The organism is Streptomyces sp. NBC_01306 (genome assembly GCF_026340465.1).
Taxonomy (GTDB): Bacteria; Actinomycetota; Actinomycetes; order Streptomycetales; family Streptomycetaceae; genus Streptomyces.
Genome location: NZ_JAPEPC010000001.1, coordinates 568906 through 594516 on the forward strand (window position 1 = coordinate 568906; position 25611 = coordinate 594516).

Below are 25611 nucleotides of genomic sequence, written 5' to 3' on the forward strand. Positions count from 1 at the left end.
TCTTGACTGGACATCGGATGTCTTGCTAGACCTGCCCGGTACCCGCATTACGTTAGCAAGTTTAGTAATTGACGCCTTGCCGGCTCGAACCTTCGTTTCAGGGAGACCCATGTCCAGACGCCGCTACGGGCTCGCCGCGGCCGCCGCCGGCGCGGTCCTCGTCCTCGCTGCCACCGGCTGCACCGCAGGTGGCAGCGGGTCCTCATCGGCCGGTTCCGGCGGCAGGCCGGTGCTGACCTTCCTCACCTTCGAGACCCCCAACCTGGACGCGAAGTACTGGGACGCGGCCATCGCCCGCGCCTCGGCGAAGGTCCCCGGTGTGAAGATCAAGAAGCTGGTCGCACCCAGTGCCGACCGCAACGGCTACGTCAAGCAGCTCGCCGCCTCCGGCCAGCTCCCCGACCTCATGATCTCCGTCAACCCGGACGGCCTCGCCCAGTCCGGCAAGCTCACCGCCTGGTCCGCGGCCGACCTGGCCGACTACGTCTCCCCGAACGCCAACCCCATCGGCGGCAAGATCTACCAACTGCCCTACAACACCCAGCCCACCCCGCTCGTCTACTACAACAAGGACCTGTTCGCGAAGGCCGGGATCACCGCGACTCCGGCGACGTACCAGCAGTTCCTCGACGACTGCGCCAAGCTCAAGTCCAAGAGCATTGACCCGATCATTGTCGGGGGCGGCGGTAAGGACACCTTCGCCGACGGCTACCCCGATATCGCCGCCGTCGGCACCGACGTCTACCGGGCCAGGCCGAACTGGCTGGCCGAACGCCGGTCCGGCAAGCGCTCCTTCACCGATCCGGCCTTCGTGGGTGCGCTGAAGAAGGTCCAGGACCTGGCCGCCAAGGGCTATATCGACAAGTCCGGTCTCAGCCGCGACTACGCCGCCACCGAGCAGGCATTCCGCGACGGCAAGGGCGCGATGTATCCGATGGGTTCCTGGTTCGCGGCCTCCGCCGACGCCAAGAAGCCCGGCTTCGGCGTCGGCGTCTTCCCCTGGCCGAGCGACGACGGCAAGACCGTGGTCCCCGCCTACACCGGCGGCGGAATGAGTGTCAGCTCCACGGCCCCGGACGTCCCGCTGGCGAAAAGGTGGGCGAAGGCGTTCATGGAGGACAAGGCCAACCTCGACGCCTCGGTGCGCGCCGACGGGTCGATCATCGCCATCAGGGGATACACCCCACCGGCCGGTATGGGCCCGGTGTACCGGGCCACCGACGCGCTCTACCAGGACGCCGCCAAGCGGCATGCTCTGGTCAATGCCTTCACCGTCGAGACCGGCGACACCGGCCTTGTACCCGGCGTGTCCGACCGGCTGTGGGCCGGCACCGCCGACCTGATCAGCGGTCGCACCACCGCGGACGAGCTGGCCAAGAACCTCGACACCGAGTGGGCCAAGGACACCAAGTGACCATCACAAGCCCGCCGTCCAGGACGGCCCGTCGCCCGAGCCGCCGGTCGCCACTCGCCGGCATCGGCCACTTCCTCACCTTCGGCGCCCCCGGCCTCCTTCTCTACCTCGGCCTCGTCCTGGTACCCGTCATCATGAGCGTGCGGTCCAGCCTCACCGACGAGAACCCGCTGCACCGGTCGACCCGGTATACCGGTCTTGCCAACTACCGCGAGCTGTTGGGCGATCCGGCGTTCCACCGGGCGCTCGGCAACACGGTGATCGTCACCGCCATCGTCGTGGTCGTGCCCAACGTACTCGGCCTGGGCGTCGCGATTCTGCTGGACCGGCGCGGGCGCCTCTACCACGCACTGCGCGCCGTGTTCTTCACACCCGTGGTGCTCAGCTCCGTGGTCGTCAGCGTGATCTGGCAGGCGCTGCTGACCGATGACGGGATGGTCAACTCGCTGCTGCGGTCGGCCGGTGTGGACCACCCGCCGGGCTGGCTGTCCGACCCGTCGATCGCGCTGTACTCCGTCGCCTCCATCATCGCCTGGCAGATGCTCGGCTTCTGCGTCGTCGTCTACCTCGCCGGACTCCAGGGCGTGCCGCCGGAGCTGCATGAGGCCGCCGCGCTGGACGGGGCGGGCGCCGGCGGGCGCTTCCGGCACGTCACCTGGCCGATGCTGGCCCCCGCCGTCACCATCAACACCGTCATGATGCTGATCACCGCGTTCAAGGCGTACGACCACATCCAGGTGATCACCAACGGCGGACCGGGCGACGGGACCACGGCCACCATCGCGTTCTCCGTCGTCACCACCGCCTTCACCGGGAACCGGATCGGCTACGCCGCGGCCATGTCCACCGTGATGCTCGCCCTGGTCGCCGCGATCTCCGTCCTCGCCCTGCGCTTCCTTCAGCGCCGAGAGGTGAACCTGTGACCCTCGTACTCGACCGCGAACGCGCCCGGCCGGGCGTCGCCGCCCGCAACGGCCGGGCCCGCACCTGGCTGCGCCCCGTCGCCGCGGTCCTGGTGACGGCCTGCTTCTTCCTTCCGCTGTACCTGGTGCTGGCGAACGTCTTCAAACCGGGGGACGAGATCGTCAGGAGCCCGGCCGCACTGCCGTTCCCCCCGACGCTCGACAACCTCACCGCCGTACTGACCCGCACCGACCACTTGTTCTGGTTCGGGCTCATCAACAGCATCGAGATCACCGCCATTTCGATCACCGTGCTCACCGTGCTCTCGGCGATGCTCGGCCACTATCTGGCGCGGGCCGCCGGCCCGCTGCCGAAGATCGCCCTCGCGGTGCTGCTGTGCGGGCTGATGGTGCCCCCCGCGGTCATCATGACGCCGATCACCGAGGTCCTGCGCACGCTCGGGCTGATGACCTCCGTGGCCGGCGTGGTGCTGTCCAATGTCGGCTACTACGTGCCGTTCGGCGTGTTCGTGTTCACCGGGTTCGTCAAGACCATCCCGGTCGAGCTGGAGGAGGCCGCCGCCCTCGACGGTGCCGGGCGCTTCCGGACCTTCTGGCAGGTGATCTTCCCGCTGCTGCGGCCGGCCTCCGCCAGCGTCCTGATCTTCCTCGGGACCTGGATCTGGAACGACTTCCTCAATCCGCTGATCATCCTCGGACCCGCCTCCGGTACCACCGTCACCGTCGGCGTCTACCGCGCCATCGGCGAGCACCAGTCCGACTACGGCGCCGTGTTCGCGTTCATGTTCCTCGCCTCGATACCGATCCTCGTCTTCTACCTCGCCTTCCAGAAACACTTCGTCAAGGGCCTCACCGGAGGGGCCAGCAAGGGATGACCGCCATGCGAATCGCCTTCGCCGGGGCCGGCGCCCGCGGCGCCGCCTACGCCGAGCTGACGGCCGAACGCCCCGGACGGGCCGTGGTCACCGCGGTCGCCGAACCCGACGACGCGCGCCGCGAATCCTTCGCCGCCCACCACGAACTGGCGGACGGCCAGGTCTTCGCCGACTGGCGCGAGCTGGCCGCCCGGCCCCGCCTGGCCGATGCCGTCGTCATCGCCCTTCTCGACGACCAGCACCTGGACGCCGCGCTCGCCTTCATCGCCCGCGGCTACCACGTGCTGCTGGAGAAGCCCATGGCCGTCAGTGACGAGGACTGCGTCCGCATCGCCGAGGCCGCCGAGAACGCCGGTGTCCTCCTCGGCCTGTGCCACGTCATGCGCTACACCCGCTACACCCGTGCCCTCAAGCGCGAACTCGCCTCCGGGGCGGTAGGCGACATCGTCTCCGTCCAGCACCTGGAACCGATCGGCTCCTACCACTTCGCGCACTCCTTCGTACGCGGCAACTGGCGGCGCGAGGACGAGACCGGGCCGCTGCTGCTCACCAAGTCCTGTCACGACATCGACTGGCTCGGCGACGTCATCGGCCGGGCCCCGCGCCGCGTCTCCTCCTTCGGCTCCCTCACCCACTTCCGCCCCGAGAACCGGCCGCCCGGCGCCGCCGACCGCTGCCTGGACTGCCCGGCCGAGGTAGAGGCCGGATGCCCGTTCTCCGCCGCCCGCATCTACCGGCAGGGCCTGCGCGACGGTCACGGCCCCAAGCACTACTTCGCGAGTGTGGTCGCGCGCGACCTCACCGAGGACACGCTGACCGAGGCGCTGCGTACGGGGCCCTACGGGCGCTGCGCCTACGCCTGCGACAACGACGTCAACGACCACCAGACCGTCACCGTCGAATACGAGGGGGGCCTCACCGCGAGCTTCACTCTTACCGCCTTCACCCCGCAGGAGAACCGCCGCACCAGGATCTTCGGCACGCGCGGCCAACTGACCGGCGACGGGCGGTACCTGGAGGTCTACGACCTGCTGACCGAGCGCCGGACCGTCATCGACACCTCGGTCGACGGCTCCAACAACACCGAGGGGCACGCCGGCGGCGACCGGGCGCTGCTGTACGCATTCGTCGACGCGCTCAGCGACGGATGCCCCGAGCTGGTCGTCTCGGGCGCGCGTACCGGCGTGGCGAGCCACCGGCTCGTCTTCGCCGCCGAACGCGCCCGCCGCACCGGAACCGTCGTCACGCTCTGATCACCCGCCACCAGCACAGCAGTGTCCTGCCGAGCGGTCCGGGGTCCGTAATCGCCCGCTCACGAACCGAGAGGAACGATCGAATGACGCCACCCAGCAGAAGGAACCTCCTCCTCGCCGCCGGAGCGGGCGCTGCCGCTGCCGCGCTCGGCCCCTGGAGCGCGTCGGCGGCCGCACCGGTCCCCGGCGACCGACACCCCGCGGCCGGGATCCGGGTGAGGGCGGGCCACCTCACCGTCGGCCTGGACGCCACGGGCACCGTGTCCTTCCTCAAGGACGCCCGCACCGGCACCGACCACCTCGCACCCGGCAGAGCCGCCCCGCTGGTCAGCCTTGTCATCGACGGGCGGCAGGTGGCGCCCACCGCGGTGCGGCGCAGCCCCGCCCACCCCGACCTGCTGACCTTCACGAACCGCGCCGCGGGATGCGCGGTCGACGTACGAGTGGTCGACCGCGGCACCTTCACCACCCTGGTGGCCACCCGCGTCGCCGCCCCGGCCGGGGCCGACGTGCAGACGCTGCTGTGGGGGCCGCTGGCGACCGCCATCACGCAGACCGTCGGCGAAACGGTCGGCGTGGTCCGCGACGACGACTTCGCGATCGGCCTGCGTCCACTGACCGACCGGACGGAGGGTGCCTGGCCGCAGGAGTACCAGGACTTCGGCTGGGAGACAGAGGTGGCGGACAACCCGTCCGGGCTCCAGGTTGCCGCGCACGAGGAGTGGAGCGCCGCCGGCCGGACCACATGGGGCTCGGTGCTGCGTGCCTTCACGTACGACTACACCAAGGAGCGGTCGCGGCTCACCCGCGCGGGCCACCACATCCCGGTGGGCCCGCTGCCCGGCGGCGAGGGGCGGATCGCGGGATCGACGATCGCGCTGTTCGGCTCGGCACCGGACCTCGTTCCGACCGTGCTGTCCGAGATCGCCACCGGCGAGCACCTGCCGTACCCGACGCAGAACGGCCAGTGGCAGAAGGCCGCTCAGGCGTCCAGCCAGTCATTCCTCGTCCTGGGCGACCTCACCACCGGCAACATCCCCACCGCGGCCCGCCTCGCCGAGGCCGCCGGGATCGGGTACCTCTACTCGCTGCCGAACGCGGTGGGCCCCTGGCAGACCACCGGGCACTACCAGTTCGACGCGAGCCTCGGCGGCGACGACGCGGGCGCCAAGGCGGCGGTCGAGCTGGCGCGGGCGCACGGTATGCGTCTGGGCGTCCACACCATCTCGGACTTCATCAGCACCGACGACCGCTATGTTGTGCCGTCCCCGGCCGACCCGCGGCTGGCCCTCGGCGGACGCGCCGCCCTCGCGCGCCCCGCCTCAGCCACCGACACCACGCTGTACTTGGACTCCGGTGCTCCGCTGGAGGGCGGCCTGCACGGCCAACTGCTGCGCATCGGTGATGAGTTCGCTTCCTACGGAAGCGCTCAGCAGTCAGGCGGCGCATGGCAGCTGACCGGTGTGAAGCGTGCGCAGTGGGGTTCGGCCGCCGTCGCGCACCCGTCCGGTGAACGCGCGAGCCGCGTCATCGTCAACAGCTATGACGGTGCGACCGGCGGCCGGGGCATCCTCCAGGAGATCTCCACCCGCCTGGCCACCGCCTGGAACACCACGGGAATATCGTCCAACTCCTACGACGGTGTCGAATCGGCCTCCGAGTCCGGCTGGGGCAACTACGGCCAGGCGCTGCTCATCAACGGCACCTACCGGCAGAACCGCACCAGGGACGGCTTCATCACCGAGACCAGCCGGATGACGTCCAACACCTGGGACGCGCTGACCCGTGCCAGCTGGGGCGAGGTCGGCGTCACCACCATGGATCAGGTCTTCGTCAACAACGAGTTCTACCGCGCCAACTTCCTGCCCGGGATGCTTGGTTGGATCAGCCTGTCCGGCTCCGAGAGCCTGCTGAGCATCGAGGGCAAACTGGCGCGCGGCGCCGGCCTCAACGCCGGCGCCGGCTTCGAGACCTCGGTGGCCGGGCTCGAAGCCGGCGGGGACAACACCCTCCGCGTACTGGACGCGATCAAGCAGTGGGAAACCGCCCGCAACCTCGGCGCCTTCACCGAAGCGCAGCGCGCACTGCTGCGGGACACCACGACCAACTGGCACCTGAGCGTTGTCGAGGAGGGTCGCGAGTGGTCACTGCAGCGGCTCGACGCGGACGGCACACTGGTCGGGGCCCCGGAGCGGGTAGTGGTACCGACCCCGCGACTGACGACGACCGCACTGCCCCCGGCGGCGCGGGGCGACCTCTACGCGGCGAGGGTGGAGACGAACACCCCGGCGACGGTGCGCTTCGAGGTGACGGCCGGCGCGCTGCCCCAGGGTCTGACGCTCAACCGGGACACCGGTGGCATCACCGGCACACCGCGCAGGGCGGGCACGGCTTCGTTCACCGTCACGTCCCACCAGACGGGTGGTGCGCCGGATGCCACGGCGCACTACCGGATACGGGTCGCCCGCTGAGAAGGCCCGACGTCACTCGTCCGCCCCGGCGGACCGGGGGTCTGCTCCGCTGAAGGGCCGGTTGCTCTGGATCAGCTAACTTTCCAGGATTCGGCACGCCCCCGGCCCTCCACGGGGAATACCGGATCAAATCGACTCTTCTCCCCCGGGGCGCACTGATGGCGACTGCTCTGTTCGCGCCAGACACCCGGCGCCCGACGATGGTCGTCCTGCAGATGGTGCTGGTGGCAGCCGCCTACTACGGAGCAGCGCGTCTCGGCCTCCTCAGGGAGGTGGTCGTCGACGGAGCTGTGATCACACCGCTCTGGCTGCCCACCGGTGTCGCGCTCAGCGCCCTGCTCTATCTGGGGCTGCGCGTCTGGCCCGGCATCGCCGCCGGCGCGCTGCTCTCCATCTCCACGATCAGCGGGACCCTCACCCAGCCCGGTGTCACCATCGCGGCGGGCAACACCCTGGCTCCCGTCTGCGCGTTCCTGCTGCTGCGCAGGGTGGGCTTCCGCCCGGAGCTCGACCGGCTCCGGGACGGCGCGGCCCTGGTCTTCCTGGGCGCCATGGTGGCGATGCTGGTCAGTGCCTCGACCGGCTGCGCCACGCTGGCGGTGACCGGCAAGCTCCCCCTGCGGGACTTCTGGCCGGTGTGGTCGGCGTGGTGGACCGGTGACGTGATGGGGGTACTCGTGGCCACCCCGGTGCTGCTGGTGCTGCGCAGGGCCAGACTCCCCCGGGCCGGCGACAGATGGCTGGAGGCGACCGCGCTGGCCGTCGCCGCGGTCGTGGTCACCCTGCTGGCCACGCGGAACTCGCTCCCCCTCCTCTTCCTCGTCTTCCCCCTGCTCATCTGGGCGGCGCTCCGCTTCCAGTTGCCGGGCAGCGCACCCTGCGCGTGCCTGGTCTCGGTCTTCGCCGTGCTCGCGGCGACCGAGTACAACGGCCCCTTCCGCCACCGGACCCTGTTCGAGGCGACAGCCAATGTCGCGGTGTTCAACGGCTCGGTGGCGCTGACCGCCCTGCTGCTGGCCGCCATCGTCACCGAGCAGCAGAACATCCGCAGCAAGATCGAGCTGGCCTGCCTCGAACTGGCCGACCTGGTCGAGCAGCTCGCCCCCGGGCAGGTGGACATCCTGCCTTCCGCCGATGACGAGCCGGGCTGACCCACCCGCCCGGCCGCCCCGCCCGGGGCCAACCGCCCCCACGCGCCGCGACGGCTCAGGAAGCCGCGGCGAGTACGAACCAGCGCGCCGGCAGCTCGATCCGGGTGCCGTCCGCCATGTGTTCGGTCTGGGCCAGTGCCGTGTCACCGCTCGCCAGTACCGTCATCCCCGCGCCGATGAGCAGCTCGGGCACCTCCTCCTCGGAGGCGTCGGCCGGCTTGAGGCCGTGTTCGATGACCCTGCGCAGCTTCACCGGCGGCCCGCCGGGACCTTCTGTCGCCTTCCGGAGCACCTCCTTCGAATCGGGTGTCAGCTCCACGACGAAGGCCCGCCCCCGCTCGCCCAGCAGGGCGGCGACGGCCGCGGCGACGGCCGGGCGCGCATCGGGTTCGCTCTGGTGGATGACCGCACGCATATAGACGTTGGTGTCCCCGATCCGCCGGCCCAGGGCCCGGACCGCGTCCGTGTCGGCCAGGTCGAGCTGCTCGAACTCGGCCGCACCCGCGCTGTCCGCGCAGCGCGCGTGCCCGATCGCGGCGTGCGAGAGGTCCACGCCCAGCGCGCGGGCGAAGACGGTGGACAGGTAGCGGGTCTGGGTGCCGTTTCCGCAGCCGAGGTCCACGATCGGCAGTGCGGGGTCGGCGTACGGCAGCAGCAGCTCGCTGTGCGGTACGGAGGTGAGCGACGGGTCCGAGTCCCAGATCGCCTCGCCCTGGGTGTCCGATGTGGCCGACCAGAACCCTTCCCACGACTCCCGGTACCGCGGCGACACGTTCATACGTACTCCCAAGTCCATTGCGCCCTTGTGCACTGCTGGAGAACGACTACCGTTCCCTGGTGGGTGCGTGCAAGAGCACGGACGGACTCAGTTGCCTGCCGGCACCGCTCTCACCTGGTGTGCGCTCGGGGCGCCCGGGTCAGCGCCTGTTCGAACCAGACGGTCTTGCCGTGCGCGGTGGCGCTGGTGCCCCACTCGCGGGCGAGACCGCTCACCACCAGCAGCCCGCGGCCCGACTCGTCGTCGGCCGACGGGCCGAGCAGCGCGGCGGGCGCCGGTTCGTCGTCGCTGACCTCGCAGAGCAGCGCGGCCGTCCTGACCAGCCGCAGCCCGACCTCGTGGGTACGGCCGTGCCGGACGGCATTGGTGACGAGTTCGCTGACCATCAGCTCGGCCGGCTCCACCGCGTCCGGCAGCCCCCAGTCGAGCAGTTGCCCGCGCACCAGCCGCCGGGCCCGCGCCACTTCGCGGGGATCGAGGGCGAGCCGCCACTCGGCGACGTCGTCGGCGGGGATCCCGTTCACCCTGGCCATCAGCAGGGCCACGTCGTCCTTGCGGCCGCCGCTCGGGTTCAGCGCGCGGATGATCGTGTCGCAGGCGTCGTCCATGGACGCGGCGGGGTGCGCGGCGGACGCGCAGAGCGCGGCGAGACCGGCCCCGATGTCCTGGCCGCGTACCTCCACCAGACCGTCGGTGCAGAGGATCAGCCGGTCGCCGGGGCTCACCCGTACGGTCGCGGTCTCGAAGGCGACACCTCCGACACCGATGGGCGCGCCGGTCGGCAGATCGAGCAGTTCGGCCCGGCCGTCGGCGGCGCGGACCAGGACCGGCGGGATATGTCCGGCGTTGGCGATCTGGAGTTCGGAGCGGATCGGGTCGTAGACGGCATACAGACAGGTCGCCAGATACTGCTCGCCGAGCCGCTGCGCCAGGTCGTCGAGGTTGCGCAGCAGCTGGGCGGGTGGCATCTCCATGGTGGCCATGGTCAGGACGGCGGTGCGCAACTGGCCCATCATCGCAGCCGAGTTGAGCCCGTGCCCCATGACGTCACCGACGACGAGCGCGGTCCGGGAGCCGGGCAGCTTCACCGAGTCGAACCAGTCGCCGCCGACCCTGCCGAGCCGGGCGCCCGGCAGGTAGCGGGTGGCGATGTCGCAGCCGGCCATCCGCGGTTCGACCGTGGGCAGCATGCTGTCCTGGAGCGTCTCGGCGACATTCTCCTGGTAGGTGTACATACGGGCGTTGTCGAGTACGAGGCCGGCACGGGCGGCGAGTTCGGCGCCCGTGGTGCGGTCCATGTCGTCGAAGGGCTCACGGCCCGGCCGCCGCATCAGCACCATGAAGCCGAGCACCACGTCGCGGGCCTTCAACGGCACGATCAGCAGCGACCTGTGGGTGATCAGCGGCCGCAGGTCGCGCTTCTCGAACTCACCGGAGATCCGGTTGCTCAGCTCCTCGTCCACATGCCGGACGAGGACGGGCTCACCGGTGACCATGCACTGGAAGAACGGTGTGTGCTCGGGGAACGCGATGGCCTCGCCCACCGGCACAGTGTCGTCCCAGCGGCCCGGTTCGTCGTTGTGCTCGACCCACACCCGGTGCCAGACGGTGGTGACATCGGGCGGGCCGTCGGGGAAGCCTTCGCCCGCGAGCACCGCGGCGCGCAGATGGGTGCCCGCGAAGTCGGTGAAGCGGGGTACGGCGGCACTGGTCACCTCGCGGATGGTGCGTTCCAGGTCGAGGGAGGTGCCGATCCGCCCGCTGGCCTCGTTGAGGAACTCCAGCCGTTCGCGGACGGCGGCGTACTCCAGGTCGAGTTCGGGACGGGGCGCTGTGCGGGCCGCGCGGGGGCCGTCGCCCGTCCCCCGGGGCTCATCGCCGGGCAGTCCGCGCGGGGTGTGCCGCGGCACACCCCAGTCCGGGGTGACGGGGACCTGGTCGCGACGGCTGAATTCCAGTACCGGATAGCCCAGTTCGAGGACCTGGGCAACGATCCCGGTGGCCTCCTGGACGCTCATGTTCGGCAGGATCTCGGGGAGCCGTCCGGCCAGCTCCCGGTAGCCGGGGAAGTCGGTGTGGAGCGCGAATCCGGGGGCTATGGTCCCGGAGGCGCCGTCCTCGTCGCCGTCCGTCAGCTGGGCGGCGTCGGCCGCGAGGACGAGCAGCCGTTCCGGGCCGGGGCCGACCAGCGGATACGCCCACCAGAGCACATCGATACGGCCGCGCACCGGCTCGTCGAGCCGGGCCCGGCCCGCTGACGGGTAGGCGATGATCCCGCTGACCGAGCTGTCGAGTTCGGGACCGAGGTCGGTGTACGTCCCGTCCGGGCCGGGCTCTCCCTCCTGGCGCAACGCCCCGGAGACCGGCAGGAGTTCCCCTGCGGCGCAGCCGACCGCCTCCTCGCGCGGCACGCCGAAGAGCCTGCGGGCGCCCGTCGACCAGTGCGAGACCAGCCCTTCGGTATCGACGACCACCACGGCGAGCGGCACACGGCCCGCCGCGGCGCCGCGCGGCCGCTCCGGCCTCGGCCGCGGTACACCAACATCCATGGCTGGAAGGCTCCTTCCCGGCCGCAACGCTCTGCGGCACGTGAGTCCACCGTACGGCCCCGCGTCCGGCGCCCGGGGGCCATCGGCGGAATCGGCCCCGACGGGTGGTGCGCCCGGCGCACGCCGGACCCGTGCACTCGTCGTGGGCCGGTCCTCACCAGCCGGTTCTCACAGACCGGTCCTCATCGGCCGGTCCTCGGGGGTCAGTCCTCGGGGGTCAGTCCTCGTGCCCGAGCTGGAGATCGCGCTCGGTGCGCCCGCCGCCCGCGACCTGGAGCACCGTCGCCACCGGCGGGTAGCCGGCCGCGATCACCGTGTACTCGCCGGACGAGAGATCCACGAAGCGGAAGGTGCCGTCGGGGCCCGTGGTGAGGGTGTCCACCACGTTCCCCGCCGCGTCGAGCAGCGTCACCCGCGCGTCCTCGACCGGCCGTCCGCCGCCTGCCCGCACGGTGCCGCGCAGCACGGCGCCGCCCGCGAGTTCGACGTCCTGCCGGGTCTCGCGTGCGGCCTGCACGGTCACCGGCATCGCGGCCGGGCGGAACGCGGGGGCGCTTCCGGCCAGGGTGTACTCACCGGCCACCAACTCGTTGATGACATAGCCGCCTTCCCGGCCGCTGCGGGTGGACGCGACGACTTCGCCGCGTACGTCGGTGAGCGTCACGGCCGCGTCGCGCACCGGCGTGCCGTCCGCGGTGACCACGGTCCCGGCCAGCCGTCCGGCGCCGCCGAGCACCACGTCGAGATCGACTGGGCGCTCTCCGACGGTGACGCTGACGGCCTGCGGCTGGTGGCCGCCCGCCGCCGCGATGAGGACGTACGAGCCGGATCCGGGGACGCTCAGCGCGTACCGCCCGTCCTCGCCGCTCGCACCGCGCCCGATCTGGCGCCCGGTGATGTCGATGAGGGTGAGTGCCGCGCGCGGCACCGTTGATCCGTCGTAGTGCTGGACGGTCCCGCAGACGGGGACGCCCGGGACGTACGGGGCTTCCGGAGCGCGGGCCGCGGGCACGGTGGCATCCGGTGCGGCTGCGGGGGCGTTGTGGGACACCAGCGGTTTCTCCTTGAGGAAGAAGGCGATGAACAGGCCGAGCACGAGCACCGGCACCAGGTAGAGGAAGATCCGGGGCATCGCGTCGGCGTACGCCCGGATGTAGCCGTCCCGCAGGGCGGGCGGCAGCGAGTGGACCAGCTGCGGGGTGATCGACTCGGGGTCGGGGAGGTGCGCTCCGGACGGGATGCGGACCTTGAGGGCGTCGGTGAGGCGGCCGGCGAAGAGCGCGCCGAAGACTGCTGCGCCGACGCTGCCGCCGATCTGCCGGAAGTAGTTGTTGGCGCTGGTGGCGGTGCCGAGGTCGCGGGGGTCCACGGAGTTCTGCACGGCCAGCACCAGGATCGACATGATCAGGCCGATACCGGTGCCGAGTACGGCCATCCAGATGCTGTACGTGAGTTGGGGGGTGTCGGTCTCCAGACGGGAGAGCAGCCACATCCCGACGGCGGAGATCGCGCTGCCGAGCACCGGGAAGATCTTGTACCGCCCGGTGCGGCTGGTCAGCTGCCCGGAGACGATGGAGGCGATCACGACGCCGCCCATCATCGGCAGCATGAAGAGCCCGGACTCGGTGGCGCTGGCGCCGTCGACCATCTGCAGGAAGGTCGGCAGATAGCTGGCGGCGCCGAAGAGCGCGACGCCCACGACGGCCCCGACGAGCGCCGTCACATTGAAGATCGAGTCGCGGAACAGCCGCAGGGGGATGATCGGTTCGGGCGCCCGGTGCTCAACGGCCAGGAAGAGCAGGGTCGCCACGGCGCATCCGGCGGCCAGCCCGACGATGGTGTGCGAGCCCCAGGCGTACTCGTTGCCGCCCCACGTCGTCAGCAGCACCAGACAGGTCGAAGCGACGGCCAGCAGCAGCGCGCCCAGGATGTCCAGGCGGGGCTTGGCAGTTGGCTTCGGCAGCTTCAGCACGACCGCGATGACGGCCAGGGTGACCAGCCCGAACGGCACGTTGATGTAGAAGCACCAGCGCCAGGAGGCGTGGTCGGTGAAGAAGCCGCCGATGAGCGGACCTGCGACGGACGCGAGCCCGAAGACCGCGCCGATCAGCCCCATGAAGCGACCGCGCTGGCGCGGCGGCACGATGTCGCCGATGATCGCCTGCACGCCGATCATGAGGCCGCCGCCCCCGATGCCCTGGACGGCGCGGAAGGCGATCAGTTCGTTCATCGTCCTGGACCAGCCGGCCAGGGCGGAGCCGATCACGAAGACGATGATCGCGAACATGAAGATGCTCTTGCGGCCGAAGAGGTCGCCGAGCTTGCCGTAGACCGGCAGGCCGATCGTGGAGGCGAGGAGATACGCCGTGACGGCCCAGGACATCTTGTCCAGGCCGTGCAGTTCACCGACGATCTTCGGCAGCGCGGTCGCCACGATCATCTGGTCGAGGGCCGCGAGCAGCAGCGTGAGCATCAGCCCGAAGAAGACCATCCGCACCCGGCCGGCACCGAGTTCGGGCTGCTCCCCCGGTGCGGGGGGTGGTGGGGGCGGGACGGCCGCCGATTCCGTCAGGACATCGGTCTGCCCGTCCGGACCGTCCTTCACCAGAGTGATGCCACCCACGTACCGCTCCCCTCGTCGCGCCTGCGCCGCCCTTTTCTCGCATTCAGCGACAAGGGGTGCAAGCGCGACGATTGGCGCGCGAGGCGCACGCCGGGGGCTTCAGGGCCGGTGGGAGCACCTACGGCGCACAACAGGGCCGTACAGAAAACCACTCGAACCGGTGAGCATCATTTCCGCCCGAAGGGGTTACGCGGCCGACTGCTTGCCCACTTCGGCGTCGAGCTTCGCGAGCAGCTCGTCGTAAATGCGGCCGAGGCCCTTGGGGGCGAAGGTCTTCTCGAAGAAGCCACCGATGCCGCCGGCGCCGTTCCACACGGTGGAGACGACAGCCTTCGACTTGCCCTCCCCGGCGGGGGTGACCGTCCAGGTGGTCACCATGGAGGAGTTCCGGTCCTTCTCGACGAGCTGTCCGTCGGTCGGCTCGGTCACGTCGAGCAGGCAGTCCCGGATGCGCTTGCTGGTGGCCTGGAGCTTCCAGTGGACGAGCGTGCCGTCACCGTCGCCGCCCTCCCGGACCTCGTACTCGCTGAAGTGCCCCGGCAGGAGCTTCTCGCGGGTACCGCTGTAGTCGGCGAGCGCGTCGAACACCGCCTCGGCGTCCGCCTCGATGATCCGCTCCGTGGTGGCCTCTACCTGCGCCATACCAGTTCCTCCAGCTGTCGTACTTCAGTCGGTGTGATGAACCGTGCTGAGCCAACCACCTCGGGTGCGGGCACGGAAATCCGGGTTGCATGAATCATGGGAACAGGTGTTCTATTCGACTGTACGTGCTATCGAGGAGGCGCCATGCGCTGGGACCAGCTGACCGGGAAAGCCGGGAACGACACCACCGCGGGGGACGCCGGAACCGGTGGGAACGCCGCGCTGTTCGGGGCGGACTCCGTGACGACTCGCACCGTCGACACCCCGGAGTTCCGCGGAATCACCTTCCATGAGGTACGGGCACGTTCGATCGTGAACCGGGTGCCCGGCGCCTCCCGGATGCCGTTCGAATGGACGGTCAATCCGTACCGGGGGTGCAGTCACGCCTGTGTCTACTGTTTCGCGAGGAAGACCCACAGCTATCTGGACCTCGACACCGGTCTCGGCTTCGACTCGCAGATCGTCGTGAAGACCAACGCGCCGGAGCTGCTGCGCTCCAAGCTCGCCTCCCGCCAGTGGCAGGGCGCGCACATCGCGATGGGCACCAATGTCGACTGTTACCAGCGGGCGGAGGGACGGTACGGGTTGATGCCGGGCATCATCTCGGCCCTGCGCGACTACGCGAACCCGTTCAGCATCCTGACCAAGGGCACTCTGATCCTGCGCGATCTGGAGCTGCTCCAGCAGGCCGCGCGGGTCACCGATGTCGGTGTATCCGTCTCGGTCGGCTTCGTGGACGAGGAGCTGTGGCGCACGGTGGAGCCGGGCACCCCCGCACCGCTGCGCCGGCTCGGCGCCGTACGCACCCTGACCGACGCCGGTATCGGCTGCGGGGTGCTGATGGCACCGGTGATCCCGTTCCTCGGCGACCACCCGGACCAGCTGCGCGCCACGGTCCGCGCGGTCGCGGCCTCCGGGGCGACCTCGGTGACCCCGCTCGTCCTGCATCTGCGGCCCGGGGCGCGCGAGTGGTTCATGTCCTGGCTCGCGGAGCACCATCCGCACCTGGTCAGGCGCTACGAGCGGTTGTACGCGGCGGGAGCGTACGCCCCCAAGTGGTACCAGCGCCGGATCACCCGCCAGGTGCACGAGCTGGCCGCCGAGTACGGCATCGGCCCGGCCCAGCGCGGTGTGCCGCGCCGGATCCCGGCACCGCCCGAGACCTCACCGGCGGTGCCCACCCAGCTGACGCTGATCTGAACGGGATCTGCCCGGCCGGGCGTTGCCCTTATCCGAGCAGCCCCAGCGCCCGGGACGCCGCGACGTGCAGCGCCGGGCGGGCCAGGGCCGCTTCGAGCACCGGACGGGCGCGCGGGTCGCCGAGCACCCCCAGCCCCTCGACACAGCCGAGGGCGACCCGCGGATGAGGGCTGTCAGGTGCCAGCAGCGGCGCCAGTGTGCGGATCAGCGCGGGCGCGGACTCGGGGGCCCGCAACTCGGTGAGCAGCCGCACCGGCTGGAGTGCGTAGGCCGTGCGCAGCGGGTTGGTCGCGAGGGCCGCCGCTGCGCGGGCGGTGCGCGGGTCACCGAGGCGGGCGAGCGCGTACGCCGCCGGGGCACAGCGCTCCGGGTCACGGTGATTGAGCAGCAGCACCAGGGCCTCGAAGGCCCGGCGGTCCCCGGCGCAGCCCAGCCGGAACGCCGCCAGCTCCCGCGCCCACAGCGGCCGTCCCGGCTCGGTCAGGACGCCGGCCAGCTCCTCCAGGTCCCCGGTGACGGCCAGCCGTTCGTACGCCGCCGAGCCCCCGGCCTCACCGCGCAGCCGGTCCGTGAACGACCGCAGTTCCTCGTCCGTGCCGGAAGCCTCGTCCATGGCGGAAGCGTAATCCCGCGGCCGCGACCACGGCAGACGGCATCCGCGGCTGAGACGGGCGGGGAGTCCGTCCGGAAACGCCGGTCCACCGGCCGCTCCTCACCGGCTCACCGCACGGCGGACCCCTCGCGGGCCGCCGCCACCAGCGCGGCCACCACCCGGGTGTCGTCCCCGGCCTCCGGATGCCACTGCACGGCCAGGGTGAAAGCACGCGCGCCGGGCAGCTCCAAGGCCTCGACGGTGCCGTCCTCGGCATACGCCGAACCGAGCAGCCCGCGGCCGAGCCGGTCCACCGCCTGATGGTGGTAGGTCGGCACGGACACCGGCTCGGGCAGCGTCCTGCCCAGCAGTGTCCCGGGGACGGGCCTGATGACATGCCGTCCGAAGACGCCGGGCGCACCGGCGTGCCCTTCGAGGTGCTGGACAAGGGTGCCGCCCAGCGCCACGTTCAGCAGTTGCAGTCCGCGGCAGATGCCCAGCAGCGGTACGCCGCACTCCAACGCGGCCTCGATCAGGGCCAGTTCCCAGGCGTCCCGGTCCAGGGCGGGCGGCCCGGTCCTGGGGTGCGCGGCCGCGCCGTAGCGGGCGGGCTCGACGTCCGCCCCGCCGGCGATCACCAGCCCGTCCAGACGGGCGACGGCCGACGCGGCTGCCGACGGACTGTCCGGCGGCAGTAGCGCCGCGAGCCCGCCCGCGCGCTGCACCAGCCGGTGGTAGCCGGCGGGCAGCACCGCCGCGGGGAGCGACCACACCCCCCACCGGGCCTCCTCCAGATACGTGCTGATGCCGATCAGCGGCTGGGACATCGGCTCCTCCGTGCGTGTGGATGGCGGGGCGTGTGGTTGGCGTGTGGTCGGCGGCCGCCGGAGTGCGGGGCCGGGCGGCCGGGGTCAGCCTCGTTCGAGTTCGGCCTCGGCCGCCGCCAGCGCCGCGAATTCCTCCTCGGGCGCCGCGGCCACCAGATGGTGGCGGGAGTAGCAGGCGAAGTAGGCGAGCGCCACGCCGTAGACACTTAGCGCGATGAAGGCGGCCTCCTTGTCGACCAGGAAGGTCGCGACCAGCGCCGAGCAGGCCAGCACGAACGCGACGGACGAGGTCAGCATCCCGCCGGGGGTGCGGTACGGGCGGTACAGGCCGGGTTCGCGGCGGCGCAGCACGATGTGCGAGAGCGACATCAGCGCGTAGGAGATGGTGGCGCCGAAGACCGCGACATTCAGCATCCGGGCGCCGTCGCCGGTGGCCGCGGCGAGCGCGAAGCCCAGCGCGCCGGGGATCAGCAGGCCGAGGTAGGGCGCCTTGCGCCGGCTGGTGAGGGAGAGGAAACGAGGCAGGTAGCCGGCCCGGGAGAGCGCGAAGAGCTGCCGCGAGCCGGCGAAGATGAGGGAGAAGAACGAGGCGACCAGGCCCGCGAGGCCCGCGTAGTTGACGATCCGGCTGACCACGGTCGGCTCGCCGTGCGGCTGCAGCGCGTGGACCAGTGGATCGCCCACCGACTGGATCGCCGCGGAGCCGCGGGCACCGGTCGCCGCGGTGAAGGTGACCAGGGCGAGCAGCAGCAGAATGCCCATCGCGGCGGCCATCGCCTTCGGCAGGACGCGGGCAGGGTCCCTGGTCTCCTCGGCTGCCAGAGGTACGCCCTCGACGCCGAGGAAGAACCACATACCGAACGGGAAGGCCGCCCAGATGCCCAGAACACCGAACGGCAGCCAGGAGTTGGCACCGAGGGCGCCGCTCCTGACCGGGATGTCGTTGAGCGTGTCCACATGGAAGTCGGTGAGCGCGGCCAGCGCGAAGACGACGATCGCGGCGACGGCTATCGCGGTGACGACCAGGCTGAACCGCAGCGCCTCGCCGACGCCCCACAGATGGATGCCGATGAAGATCACGAAGCAGGCGAGATAGACCGGCCAGCCGGAGTGCAGGCCGAACAGGCCGAGCGCTTCGACATAGTCACCGAGGAAGATGGCGATCGCGGCGGGCGCCAGCACATATTCGATGAGGATCGCGGTTCCGGTCAGAAAGCCGCCCCAGGTGCCCAGCGCGCGCCGGGCGAAGCCGTAACCACCGCCCGCGGTCGGCAGGATCGAGGACAGCTCCGCCAGCGCGAAGACCAGGCAGGTGTACATCAGGCCCATCAGGACGGCGGCGATGGCCAGGCCGCCGAAGCCGCCGTGCGCCAGGCCGTTGTTCCATCCCGAGAAGTCTCCGGAGACGACGTAGGCGACGCCCAGACCGGTCAGCAGCAGGGGCCCGGCGCTGCCCCGGCGCAGCGCCCGACGCTCCAGATAGGTGTCCTCGGGCGACGGGCCGCCGCCCGGGGAGGGCGCGGGCGGTGGTGCGGTGCGTGCGGTTTCCTCGCTGTCGGCCATGAGCCGCTCCTGCCTCGCCGATGGGGATCCGGGTAAAGGTTTAGCCGCACACCTTTGCCGCCTGCGCCGTTCCGCGCAAGACCTCTGCACGAGACTTGGCGAGTTCCCGTACCCCCGAGGGGCCCGCCAACGGACCGTCAGGGCGCCGGGGTTGTCAGGAATCCCCGCAGGAGGGCGGCGGTCCCGCAGCAGTGCTCGCGCATCACCTCGCGCGCGCCGTCCGCGTCGCCCTCCAGCACCGCCTCCACCAGTGCACTGTGCTGGGCCTGCGAATGCTCCAGATTCCGTACCAGCAGCGGAATGCAGTCCAGCAGGTCGTTCACGCCCGCCCGCACCGCCGCGTACTGGGCCGCCAGCGACGCCGAACCGGACAGCTCCGCGAGCGTCAGATGCAGCATCGTGTCGCGCCTGCGGTAGTCCGCCAGCGGCGCGTCATGGGTCGCCGCGAGCGCGGAGCGCAGCCGGTCGCTCTCCGTGCCGGTCAGCCCGTGCGTCGCGCACAGTCCGGCCGCGCCGACCTCCAGCACCTCCCGGAAGCGCAGAGCGTCCTCGACATCCGTCCTCCCGATCCTGCGCCGCAGTTCGGCCTCGCCGGGATTCTCCGTACGCACCCGTACGAAGGTGCCGCCGTAGCGCCCGCGCCTCGCCTCCACCAGGCCCTGGTCCTGGAGTACCTTCAGCACCTCGCGCAGGGTCACCCGGCTGATCTGCAGCCGCTCGGCCAACTCCCTTTCGGAAGGCAGCCGTTCACCCTGCGGGACCAGACCGAGCCGGACTATCTGGAGTATCTGCTCCAGTGCCTCCTCGAAACCGTTGCCCGCGCGCACCGGCCGCAGCACGGGCGCAAGCCGGTCCAACGCACCGTCCATCACCAACACCTTCCCAATCAATGGTTCACCCGCATACCTTATGACCTCCGGATGCAGTGACAGGAGGCAGAACCGTGGCTGACCGCACGCCCCCACTCTCGCCCGAGGAGCTCAGAGTCCTCGTTGAAGCCGGAGAGATCGACACTGTCGTCCTCGCCTTCACGGATATGCAAGGCAGGCTCCAGGGCAAGCGGTTCGCCGCCCGCTACTTCCTCGACACGGTCCTCGAACACGGCACGGAGGGCTGCAACTACCTCCTCGCCGTGGATGTGGACCTGAATACCGTCGGGGGCTACGAAATGTCCTCCTGGGAGCGCGGTTACGGAGATTTCGCCATGCACGGCGACGCCGCGACCCTGCGCCGCACCCCCTGGAACCCCGGCACCGCACTCATCACCGCCGACCTGGCCTGGCACGACCGCTCGCCGGTCGTCGCCTCCCCCCGGCAGATCCTGCGCCGCCAGCTGGACCGGCTCGCCGAGCGGGGCTGGAGCGCGTACGCCGGCACCGAGCTGGAGTTCATGCTCTTCAAGGACACCTACGAAGAGGGCTGGTCCCGCGGCTACCGCCAGATGAACCCGGCCAACCAGTACAACGCCGACTACTCGGTGCTCGGCACCGGCCGGGTCGAACCACTGCTGCGCCGCATCCGCAACGAGATGGGCGGGGCCGGCATGACGGTCGAGTCCGCCAAGGGCGAGTGCAACCTCGGCCAGCACGAGATCGTGTTCGTGTACGACGAGGCGCTCACCACCTGCGACCAGCACAGCATCTACAAGACCGGCGCCAAGGAGATCGCGGCCCAGGAGGGCATGTCGCTCACCTTCATGGCGAAGTACGACGAGCGGGAGGGCAACTCCTGCCACATCCATCTCTCGCTGCGGGACGCGGACGGCCGGCCCGTGCTGGCCGACGACAACGGCCCGTACGGCATGTCGCAGGTCATGCGGCACTTCCTCGCGGGACAGGCCGCCGCCATGCGGGACTTCACGCTCTTCTACGCCCCGAACATCAACTCGTACAAGCGCTTCCGCGACGGCTCCTTCGCGCCCACCGCCGTCGCCTGGGGCCCTGACAACCGGACCTGCGCACTGCGGGTGATCGGCCACGGCCGCTCGCACCGGCTGGAGAACCGGCTGCCCGGCGGCGATGTGAACCCCTATCTGGCGGTCGCCGCGATGGTCGCAGCCGGCCTGTACGGGGTGGAGAACGAGCTGGAACTCCCCGAGCCCTGCACCGGCAACGCCTACAACAGCGACGCCGTACACGTCCCCACCACGCTCCGCGAGGCCGCCGAGCGCTGGGAGAACAGCCCGATCGCCCGGGAAGCCTTCGGCGACGAGGTCGTCGACCACTACCGCCACATGGCCCGCGTCGAACAGGACGCCTACGACGCGGCCGTCACCGACTGGGAACGCTTCCGCTCCTTCGAGCGCATGTGAGGAACAACCACATGGTCAATGTGCACGAGCTGGACATCATCAATCCGGCCAACGAGGAACTGGTGGCCACCGTCCCCACCACGTCCCCCGCCGAGGTCGACGCCGCGGTACGCCGGGCCGGCGCCGCCCAGGTGAAGTGGGCCGCCCTGGCACCCGCCGACCGGGCCCGCATACTGCGCCGGTTCGCCGACGTCGTGGACGCCCACCGCGGGCAGCTCGCCCGGCTGGAGATGCAGGAGGCCGGCCACCCGCTGGGCAACGCCGAGTGGGAGGCGGGCAACGTCCGCGATCTGCTGCACTACGCCGCCGGCGGAGTGGAACGCCTCAACGGCGCCCAGATCCCGGTCGAGGGAGGTCTGAACGTCACCTTCCAGGAACCGCTCGGCGTCGTCGCCGTGATCGCCCCCTGGAACTTCCCGATGCCGATCGCCGCCTGGGGCACCGCCCCCGCGCTCGCGGCCGGCAACGCGGTCCTCCTCAAACCGGCCGAGACCACCCCCCTCACCGCGCTCCGGCTCGCGCAGTACGCGCTGGACGCCGGACTCCCCGAGGGCCTCTTCCAGGTCCTGCCGGGTGAGGGCCCGGTCACCGGCGCCGCCCTCGTCGACCACCCCGGCGTCGCCAAGGTCGTCTTCACCGGCTCCACCGCCACGGGCCGGCGGATCGCGGCCCGCTGCGCGGAGCAGACCAAGCGACTGACCCTGGAACTGGGCGGCAAGAGCCCCAACATCGTCTTCGCCGACGCCGACATCGAGGCCGCAGCGGCCGCCACCCCCGGATCCTTCCTCGACAACACCGGCCAGGACTGCTGCGCCCGCAGCCGCATCCTCGTCCAGCGCTCGGTGTACGACCGCTACATGGAGCTGCTGGAGCCCGCGGTCAGAGCGTTCGTGGCCGGCGACCCCGCCGACCCCGCCACCCGGATGGGCCCGCTGATCTCCCACGCCCAGCGCGAACGGGTACGGTCCTACGTCCCCGAGGGGGCACCGGCCGCCATCCGCGGCGAGGCGCCCACGGGCAAGGGCTTCTGGTATCCGGCCACCGTCCTGGAAGGGCGCCCCGACGACCGTACGGCCGTCGAGGAGATCTTCGGCCCGGTCGCCGTCGTCCTCCCCTTCGACGACGAGGCCGACGCGATCCGGATCGCCAACGCCACCGACTACGGGCTCTCCGGCTCCCTGTGGACCCGCGACGTCGGCCGGGCGCTGCGCGTCTCGCGCGCTGTCGCGGCCGGCAACCTCTCCGTCAACTCCCACAGCAGCGTGCGCTATTCGACCCCCTTCGGGGGATTCAAACAGTCCGGACTCGGCCGTGAGCTGGGTCCGGACGCACTGTCCGCCTTCACCGAGACCAAGAACGTCTTCATCGCAGCCAAGGGGTACTGAAGTGACCGAAGTGACCGACCAGAGCCCCGTGTGCCGCCGGCTGGTGGGCCGCACCGCAGTGATCACCGGAGCCGCCAGCGGCATCGGGCTCGCCACCGCCCGCAGGCTGGCATCCGAAGGCGCCAACGTCGTCTGCGCCGACATCGACGACAAGGCGGGCAAGGCCGCCGCCGCCGAGGTAGGCGGCCTCTTCGTCCAGGTGGACGTGGTCGAATCCGACCAGGTCCAGGCGCTCTACAGGACCGCCTTCGACACCTACGGCTCGGTCGACATCGCCTTCAACAACGCCGGTATCTCGCCGCCCGACGACAACTCGATCCTCACCACGGAACTGGACGCCTGGAAGCGCGTGCAGGAGGTCAACCTCACCTCGGTCTACCTCTGCTGCAAGCACGCCCTGCCCTATATGCGGGACCAGCGCCGCGGCTCCATCATCAACACCGCGTCCTTCGTGGCCGTGATGGGTGCCGCCACCTCCCAGATCAGCTACTCCGCATCCAAGGGCGGCGTGCTCTCCATGTCGCGCGAACTGGGCGTGCAGTTCGCCCGCGAGGGCATCCGGGTCAACGCCCTGTGCCCGGGGCCGGTCAACACCCCGCTCCTGAAGAAGCTGTTCGCCGACGATCCGGCGCTCGCCGAGCGCCGGCTGGTGCACGTCCCCGTCGGCCGGTTCGCCGAGCCCGAGGAGATCGCGTCCGCCGTCGCCTTCCTCGCCAGCGACGACTCCTCCTTCGTCAACGCCGCCGAGTTCCTGGTCGACGGCGGGATCGCGGGCGCGTACGTCACGCCCGTCTGACGCCCTGCCGCACAGCTCACCCGTCTCGCCTCGCACCTCTCACCTCTCACCTCTCACCTCTCGCCGGGGCCGGCACCACCGTGTGCCGGCCCCGGCGGCGTCGTACCCCCAGCCGCGTCGTACCCCCGGCCGCCGGCGCCGCGGCGATCCAACGGCGCAGCAGCGATCCAGATCACAGCGCTCCAGGGATGGCGCGCTCGTTACTCACCGGTTAGTCTCAAGTGAGCGGGACACCCTCCCGCTCGTTCCACCTCAGCGCGGCCTGGTGACGCAGCCGCCACGAGTGTCTGTCGGTTCAGCACTTCTGTACGACGTGGCCCCGGGACCGGGTCCGTCGGCCCCTCTCACGACACCTCACGCACGCCCCCGGTGTACCGCTGGTACGGCCGGGCACCGCGTGCACCCCTCAGTCGTCACTCATCCCTGGAGTCCCCTGATGGACATCCCTCTCCACACCATCGCCGTGGTCGGCCTCGGCACCATGGGCACCGGCATCGCCGAGGTCCTGACCCGCGGCGGTCGCGAGGTCATCGGAATCGACGTCAGCCCCGACGCCGCGGCCCGCGCCGTGGCGGCACTGGAAGCCTCCACCGCCCGCGCCGTGCAGCGGGAGCGCCTCACCGATCAGGAGCGGCTGGACGTCCTCGCCCGGTTCCGCACCTTCTCCGACCTCCAGGCCGCGGCCGACGCCGACCTGGTGATCGAGGTCGTGCCGGAGTCGTACGAGACGAAGCAGCAGGTCCTCCGCGCCCTGGACGGGATCGTGCGCCCCACCGCGGTCGTGGCCACCGGCACCAACGCCCTGTCCGTGACCCGGCTCGCCGCCGACACCTCGCACCCCGAGCGCGTCCTGGGCCTGCACTTCTTCAATCCGGCGCCGGCGATGAAGCTGGTCGAGGTGGTCTCATCGGTGCTGACCGCTCCGACGGCCGTCGAAGCCGTCACCGACCTCGCCCGCGAGCTCGGCAAGGAGCCCGTCGCGGTCGGCGACCGCCCCGGTTTCGTCGCTGACGGGCTGCTGTTCGGCTATCTCAACCAGGCAGCGGCGATGTACGAGGCCAAGTACGCGTCCCGCGAGGACATCGACGCGGCGATGCGGCTCGGCTGCGGGCTGCCGATGGGCCCGCTCGCGCTGCTCGACCTGATCGGCATCGACACCGCGCGCACCGTCCTGGAGGCGATGTACTCCGCGTCCCGGGACCGGCTGCACGCGCCCGCCCCGATCCTCAAGCAGCTCAGCAACGCCGGGCTGACCGGCCGCAAGTCGGGCCGCGGCTTCTACACGTACCAGGAACCGGGCAGCGCCGACGTGGTGCGGGACGCCCTCACCCCGCTCGACAGTGCGCAGCTCGCCGCGGCCCGGCCCGTCACATCGGTGGGCGTCGCGGGCTCGGGGACGATGGCATCGGGCATCGCCGAGGTCTTCGCCAAGGCCGGTTACGACGTGGTGCTCGCCGCCCGCAGCCCGGAGAAGGCCGACGCCGCGAAGGCCCGTGTCGCCAAGTCGCTCGCCCGCTCCGTCGACAAGGGGCGGATGACCGCGGCGGCCCGTGACGAGGCGCTGGCCAGGATCGCCCCGGCCGGTTCGCTCGACGCGTTCGCCGGGGTGGATCTGGCCGTCGAGGCGGTCGCCGAGGACCTGGAGGTCAAGCAGCAGCTCTTCGAGATGCTCGACAAGGTCTGCAAGCAGGGCGCGGTGCTCGCCACCACCACCTCGTCGCTCCCGGTCATCGCGTGCGCCCGCGCCACCTCGCGCCCGCAGGATGTCGTCGGGATGCACTTCTTCAACCCGGCTCCGGCGATGAAGCTGGTCGAGGTGGTCCGCACCGTCCTCACCGCCGACGACGTCCACGCCACGGCCCGCGAGGTCTGCACGAAGGTGCGCAAGCACCCGGTGGACTGCGGCGACCGCGCCGGTTTCATCGTGAACGCGCTGCTGTTCCCGTACCTCAACAACGCGGTCAAGATGGTCCAGGAGCACTACGCGACGCTCGACGACATCGACGCGGCGATGAAGCTGGGCGGCGGCTATCCGATGGGCCCCTTCGAGCTCCTGGACGTGGTCGGCCTGGATGTCTCGCTCGCCATCGAGCGGGTGCTGCACCGCGAGTTCCGCGACCCGGGTCTCGCCCCCGCGCCGCTGCTCGAACACCTGGTGGCGGCGGGCTGTCTCGGCCGCAAGACCGGGCGCGGTTTCCGTGAGTATGCCCGTCGCTGATCCGCCGGGCGACTGGGGCGGGCTGCTGGAACCGGGCGGC

Annotated in this window: 19 protein-coding genes; 11 read left to right on the forward strand and 8 right to left on the reverse strand. The window is 71.0% G+C overall.

What is annotated here, in order from left to right; genetic code table 11:
• Positions 1 to 109: 109 nt before the first annotated feature.
• The 6 genes from OG385_RS02435 (at position 110) to OG385_RS02460 (ending at position 8087) form a co-directional block, all read left to right on the forward strand.
• The gene (locus tag OG385_RS02435) at positions 110 to 1414 is read left to right on the forward strand and encodes an extracellular solute-binding protein (RefSeq protein WP_266851378.1); all 1305 of its coding nucleotides are present in this window, start codon (positions 110 to 112) and stop codon (positions 1412 to 1414) included.
• Positions 1411 to 2337 (forward strand): carbohydrate ABC transporter permease, encoded by a 927-nt coding sequence (locus OG385_RS02440; RefSeq protein WP_266851380.1) that lies wholly within the window; start codon positions 1411 to 1413, stop codon positions 2335 to 2337. The genes OG385_RS02435 and OG385_RS02440 overlap by 4 nt, the downstream gene beginning before the upstream one ends.
• Positions 2334 to 3212 (forward strand): carbohydrate ABC transporter permease, encoded by an 879-nt coding sequence (locus OG385_RS02445; RefSeq protein ID WP_266851382.1) that lies wholly within the window; start codon positions 2334 to 2336, stop codon positions 3210 to 3212. The genes OG385_RS02440 and OG385_RS02445 overlap by 4 nt, the downstream gene beginning before the upstream one ends.
• Positions 3209 to 4465 carry a Gfo/Idh/MocA family protein gene (locus OG385_RS02450; RefSeq protein WP_266851383.1) on the forward strand — a complete coding sequence of 419 codons (1257 nt, stop codon included), beginning with the start codon at positions 3209 to 3211 and terminating at the stop codon, positions 4463 to 4465. The genes OG385_RS02445 and OG385_RS02450 overlap by 4 nt, the downstream gene beginning before the upstream one ends.
• A gap of 83 nt (positions 4466 to 4548) precedes the next feature.
• Positions 4549 to 6936 (forward strand): Ig domain-containing protein, encoded by a 2388-nt coding sequence (locus OG385_RS02455; RefSeq protein WP_266851385.1) that lies wholly within the window; start codon positions 4549 to 4551, stop codon positions 6934 to 6936.
• Positions 6937 to 7094: 158 nt separating this feature from the next.
• A complete protein-coding gene (locus OG385_RS02460) occupies positions 7095 to 8087 on the forward strand; it encodes an MASE1 domain-containing protein (protein ID WP_266851387.1) in 993 nt (330 codons plus the stop codon).
• A gap of 55 nt (positions 8088 to 8142) precedes the next feature.
• Here the strand turns inward: OG385_RS02460 and OG385_RS02465 are convergent, their stop codons facing one another.
• The 4 genes from OG385_RS02465 to OG385_RS02480 all read right to left on the reverse strand — a co-directional run bounded on the left by OG385_RS02465 (position 8143) and on the right by OG385_RS02480 (position 14679).
• Positions 8143 to 8865, reverse strand: a complete 723-nt coding sequence (locus OG385_RS02465; RefSeq protein ID WP_266851388.1) for a class I SAM-dependent methyltransferase — start codon at positions 8863 to 8865, stop codon at positions 8143 to 8145.
• A 110-nt stretch (positions 8866 to 8975) separates the two neighbouring features.
• Entirely contained in the window at positions 8976 to 11414 is a 2439-nt protein-coding gene (locus OG385_RS02470) for a SpoIIE family protein phosphatase (RefSeq protein ID WP_266851389.1), read from the reverse strand.
• Between the two features lie 217 nt (positions 11415 to 11631).
• Complete coding sequence (locus tag OG385_RS02475; protein WP_266851391.1) at positions 11632 to 14037, reverse strand: MFS transporter; 2406 nt, start codon at positions 14035 to 14037, stop codon at positions 11632 to 11634.
• 186 nt (positions 14038 to 14223) lie between these two features.
• On the reverse strand, positions 14224 to 14679 hold the full coding sequence (locus OG385_RS02480; RefSeq protein WP_266851393.1) for an SRPBCC family protein: 456 nt from the start codon (positions 14677 to 14679) through the stop codon (positions 14224 to 14226).
• A 144-nt stretch (positions 14680 to 14823) separates the two neighbouring features.
• On the opposite strand from OG385_RS02480, the gene OG385_RS02485 reads away from it, so the two are divergent.
• The gene (locus OG385_RS02485) at positions 14824 to 15879 is read left to right on the forward strand and encodes an Rv2578c family radical SAM protein (RefSeq protein WP_266851395.1); all 1056 of its coding nucleotides are present in this window, start codon (positions 14824 to 14826) and stop codon (positions 15877 to 15879) included.
• Between the two features lie 28 nt (positions 15880 to 15907).
• Here the strand turns inward: OG385_RS02485 and OG385_RS02490 are convergent, their stop codons facing one another.
• The 4 genes from OG385_RS02490 to OG385_RS02505 form a co-directional block, all read right to left on the reverse strand.
• Positions 15908 to 16492, reverse strand: coding sequence for a HEAT repeat domain-containing protein (locus OG385_RS02490; protein ID WP_266851396.1), 585 nt, complete (start codon positions 16490 to 16492; stop codon positions 15908 to 15910).
• 107 nt (positions 16493 to 16599) lie between these two features.
• Positions 16600 to 17298 (reverse strand): gamma-glutamyl-gamma-aminobutyrate hydrolase family protein, encoded by a 699-nt coding sequence (locus OG385_RS02495; protein WP_266851398.1) that lies wholly within the window; start codon positions 17296 to 17298, stop codon positions 16600 to 16602.
• An 84-nt stretch (positions 17299 to 17382) separates the two neighbouring features.
• The gene (gene eat, locus OG385_RS02500; RefSeq protein WP_266851400.1) at positions 17383 to 18861 is read right to left on the reverse strand and encodes an ethanolamine permease; all 1479 of its coding nucleotides are present in this window, start codon (positions 18859 to 18861) and stop codon (positions 17383 to 17385) included.
• A 137-nt stretch (positions 18862 to 18998) separates the two neighbouring features.
• A complete protein-coding gene (locus OG385_RS02505) occupies positions 18999 to 19730 on the reverse strand; it encodes a FadR/GntR family transcriptional regulator (protein ID WP_266851402.1) in 732 nt (243 codons plus the stop codon).
• A 74-nt stretch (positions 19731 to 19804) separates the two neighbouring features.
• Between OG385_RS02505 and OG385_RS02510 the strand changes: the two genes are divergently transcribed.
• The 4 genes from OG385_RS02510 to OG385_RS02525 all read left to right on the forward strand — a co-directional run bounded on the left by OG385_RS02510 (position 19805) and on the right by OG385_RS02525 (position 25571).
• Positions 19805 to 21172 carry a glutamine synthetase family protein gene (locus tag OG385_RS02510; RefSeq protein ID WP_266851404.1) on the forward strand — a complete coding sequence of 456 codons (1368 nt, stop codon included), beginning with the start codon at positions 19805 to 19807 and terminating at the stop codon, positions 21170 to 21172.
• Positions 21173 to 21183: 11 nt separating this feature from the next.
• Positions 21184 to 22557: an aldehyde dehydrogenase gene (locus tag OG385_RS02515; RefSeq protein WP_266851405.1), complete on the forward strand. Its 1374-nt coding sequence runs from the start codon at positions 21184 to 21186 to the stop codon at positions 22555 to 22557.
• A 10-nt stretch (positions 22558 to 22567) separates the two neighbouring features.
• Complete coding sequence (locus tag OG385_RS02520) at positions 22568 to 23353, forward strand: 3-oxoacyl-ACP reductase (protein ID WP_266860572.1); 786 nt, start codon at positions 22568 to 22570, stop codon at positions 23351 to 23353.
• Positions 23354 to 23789: 436 nt separating this feature from the next.
• The gene (locus OG385_RS02525; protein WP_266851407.1) at positions 23790 to 25571 is read left to right on the forward strand and encodes a 3-hydroxyacyl-CoA dehydrogenase family protein; all 1782 of its coding nucleotides are present in this window, start codon (positions 23790 to 23792) and stop codon (positions 25569 to 25571) included.
• The last annotated feature ends 40 nt before the right edge of the window (positions 25572 to 25611 follow it).